Here is a 3,345-nt window from a genome sequence, read left to right as displayed (position 1 = left end):
CCACAATGCCACGTTACCTAGCATTTCTAGTTTCGGTGTTAAAATCGAAGCGGTAGAGGCGTGCAACCTTTGGGCATAGGGCTAACAAGCAATTTAAGAGTGATTCAGCACGCTTGGCATTTTTAGTTTGGTTTAAGTTTGGTGATTACGGTGGTTAAATTGAGTGTCGTGGTTGCGCGCTTCACACCTTAATTGGGCGTTAAGTGCAGTGAGCGTATTACTCACTGCAAAAGCATGAGCTAAGCTTGAGTAAATTTGCTCATTAGAGCATCACCTTGTGCCTGAGATAAGCTGACCATAGTCATTCTAAAGTTGAAGTTTGTTTTTGTTACTTCCTTGCAACCTTTGGCCGTTAGTGGCTTATCTAAGCGCACAAAGTTATTTAATTTTTTAGAATACCACTCATTTTTGTTACCGTTGTGGTCACGCTTGATTAGGCTACCGCTCACGAAACCATAGGCAACAATACCTACGCTACTTTGATAAAGGAATACTATGTCTCCTTCACGTAAATGTGTGATGTTATCTTTCCAATGCTCATAAAATGCAGAGGCTTCTTCGTTCTCAAGCATTGTATAGTGATCGGTTTCTGAGTTGTTGAAGTTGGTATTTAATAGAAAGTAACGTTTGTCGGCAGCAAGGCTTTCATCTGAGAAGGCTTCATTTGTATTCTGTGCTTCCAGTTGTTTTTCAAGTTCATCTATACCGCCTTCAATAAAAGTTGTAATTAACTCTGAACGAGTTTTATCTAATTCTTGTGCTAGTTCGTCGAGCTTGTTTACTGTTGTGGTAGCTAAGCGTGTGGAAAGTAGTTGAGAATCGGAAGGGGTGTTTAGCATGTTTTTAATGTGGTTAGCCAATGTCATATCGAACTCCTGTATTACAAATTGAATTACATMTTCTGTATGTCAAAATGTAATACGGCATTTTGCTTGTGTCAACCTGTATTTCAATATGTATGACAAAATGCACTTAACAAAGCGTTTAAGACGGATTCCCAACGCGTGGCATTTTTAGTTTAATTTAGCTTTAGTGTTTATGGCACAATAGGTTAGCTGTGGTGGTAGGCGTTGCTCACCACTTAACGCGGCGTTAGGCGACGGGCAGGAAAGTTCTTTGTTCTCATCTTCTTAGTTTTCTTTGAGCATTCGTTTTCTATGTCGGCAATTCAACATTGTCGGCTCAAATTCTTGAATCTCTTCTGCCGTAAAACATGCAAAGCTCGTGGGTTGCCTCATTGGCTTTTGGCACAGGTTGGTGGTGAGTTTCACTAGCTCAAAAAGTGGCAACGGCAAGTCAATCGTAGTTTTCGTTTTTGCTATTAGCTTGTAGCTGTTGGTTTCTCAGGTTAAAAAGCTACTTAGTCGCTGCAAATTCGCATTTCGTGGTTGTTGGAACCTTGGCTGAAACATAGTGTCATTTGTGATTCTTGAATCACAAAAAATCAGTGGGTGTTTGGTTGCTTATGCGGTTTCGGGTAATCTGCTTTCAAACCAACTTAAACACTGGTGGGAAACTTCGCCTAACAAGGCGTTTAAGGCGGATTCACAACGCTTGGCGGTTTCAGTTCCAGTCAGGTTTTGTGTTTAAGGTACAATGGTTTAGGTTTGGTGGTTGGCGTTGTTCACCACTTAACGCGGCGTTAGTCGCCAGAAAAAGCTAGCAATCAAAATCATGTTTCTAAGCTCAAAATTTGGCAGCTGTTTGTTTGGTATACAGATTCGTCAAAACTCAGTTTCCTCTGTTTTAAGTCCAAAGTTTTGCAAGTGTCCAAGCGGTTGTTTTGTTCTTTGATGCTGACAGAGCAGGGCAATCGAGAGTCTGTTTTTGGTTGCAAATCCGCTCGGTGAGTTTGTTGGGTACAAAAGCCGATTTACTCGCTGAAAAGACGTTTTCTCTAATGTTGTAAATTCCACGTGGTTTCAGTGACTTTGTCGAAAGTCCGCACTGTGAGTTTGGCTTTCTAAAAGTGCTTCTTGGTGTTGTCAGTCCGTTTTCTGCGGCGCTGTTTTTTCTAAGTGGTTTCATTGAGTCGCCGCTTTGAGACTACGCCTGACTTAAGTGCATCAAAACACATAAAGTTTGTTGTTCGCAAAGTTTAGTTCGGCTTAAAATTGTCGCTCGGTGCCTCGCGACTAACAAACTGCTCAAGAGGGATTCGCAACGCGTGGCATTTTCACTATGCGTTGAATTTAGTGATTAAGGTGGTTTGCAGCGGCTTAGGTATTGCGTTGCTCACCCCTTAGCAGGGCGTTAGCTTAATAGGTAATAGTTATGGAAAATTTAGAAGATGAAGTTAAAAATGAGCTCAATAGTATTGGGTTTAACGTTATTGATATACCGAGGGGAAACGCAAGTAGTGCTGATTTTGAAGTTGTGATAGGTGACATAAAATCAGTAATCGAAGTAAAGACAATGAATGATACGCCTAAAGATGCTGATAACTACTTTCAAAAGTTAATGTCAGGTGAACCATTTGAATTTGTCGGTTCGAAAGATACAAGGAAAAATATAAATAAAGCATTCAACCAAATCAACACGTCTTACGATTCTATATCAGCTAATGGTTTTAAGTGTATCTGTGTATATTCAAATGTAATGAACACCTTCGTAGACATTCGACGTAGAGTATACGACTTCTATGGAATCTGTGATTTCTTTTGCTTCGTCGGTTATAGACCAATATTTGTCGAATGTTATGGTTTTTACAAGAGTGTATTCGATATTTATACAGATATCGATTGTGTAATGTTGATGTCGAAAGATAGTAAGCAACTTCTGATAAACAATAGATCGACCAGATCAATTGAACTTACGGAATCCGAGTTTCTAAAATGTTTCCAGAGTTCAGATAGCTGGAGTATATATGACCCTCAAAAGATGATAAAAAATCGTAAAATCATCTATCTTGATGACAGAGAGTTAGCTGTTGATAACCCAGGCAACCTAGATATTTCGCAACTGCTTCAGCATGAAAATAGCCCAAGCGTGGTAAAAGCTAAAATAGCTCTTTGTGAGAAGTATGGTTACTCACAGATGGGCATGGAACAAAATCGAGGTCGTAGTTTTGTCATAGGAAATTAAGCTAACAAACAATTCAACAGTGATTCGCAACGCTTGGCGCTCTCACTTCGGGTTGAATATAGTGTTTACGGCGCAGTGTTCAAGTTCAGTGTCTGCGCTGCTCACACGTTAATTGGGCGTTATTTCCGCAACGGATCTCTCAGGCTGAATGTACGTGGTTGTAGCCTAAGAGTGAAAGTGGCGGGGTAATAGGTTGGAAAAGCGGCGAAAAGGGCGAATATTGGTCATTTCCATGCTAGCCTTAAAGCGCTTTAAGCGCAC

General features: G+C 40.5%; 2 protein-coding genes. One reads left to right on the top strand and one right to left on the bottom strand.

Features of this window, described 5'->3' with window-relative positions:
* Positions 1–239: 239 nt before the first annotated feature.
* Positions 240–866, bottom strand: coding sequence for a hypothetical protein (locus tag R2S67_RS22540; RefSeq protein ID WP_140364869.1), 627 nt, complete (start codon positions 864–866; stop codon positions 240–242).
* A gap of 1,408 nt (positions 867–2,274) precedes the next feature.
* Here R2S67_RS22540 and R2S67_RS22535 point away from each other — a divergent pair.
* Positions 2,275–3,084, top strand: a complete 810-nt coding sequence (locus R2S67_RS22535) for a hypothetical protein (RefSeq protein ID WP_317347138.1) — start codon at positions 2,275–2,277, stop codon at positions 3,082–3,084.
* Positions 3,085–3,345 lie beyond the last annotated feature (261 nt).

This window comes from Vibrio sp. T13N (genome assembly GCF_032970445.1).
In the GTDB taxonomy this organism is placed as follows: domain Bacteria; phylum Pseudomonadota; class Gammaproteobacteria; order Enterobacterales; family Vibrionaceae; genus Vibrio; species Vibrio diabolicus.
This window is presented reverse-complemented; position numbering and strand designations above follow the sequence as displayed.

Coding starts and splice junctions, on each gene's coding strand:
- R2S67_RS22540 (WP_140364869.1), bottom strand. CDS start 866: ATGACATTGGCTAACCACATTAAAAACATGCTAAACACCCCTTCCGAT.
- R2S67_RS22535 (WP_317347138.1), top strand. CDS start 2,275: ATGGAAAATTTAGAAGATGAAGTTAAAAATGAGCTCAATAGTATTGGG.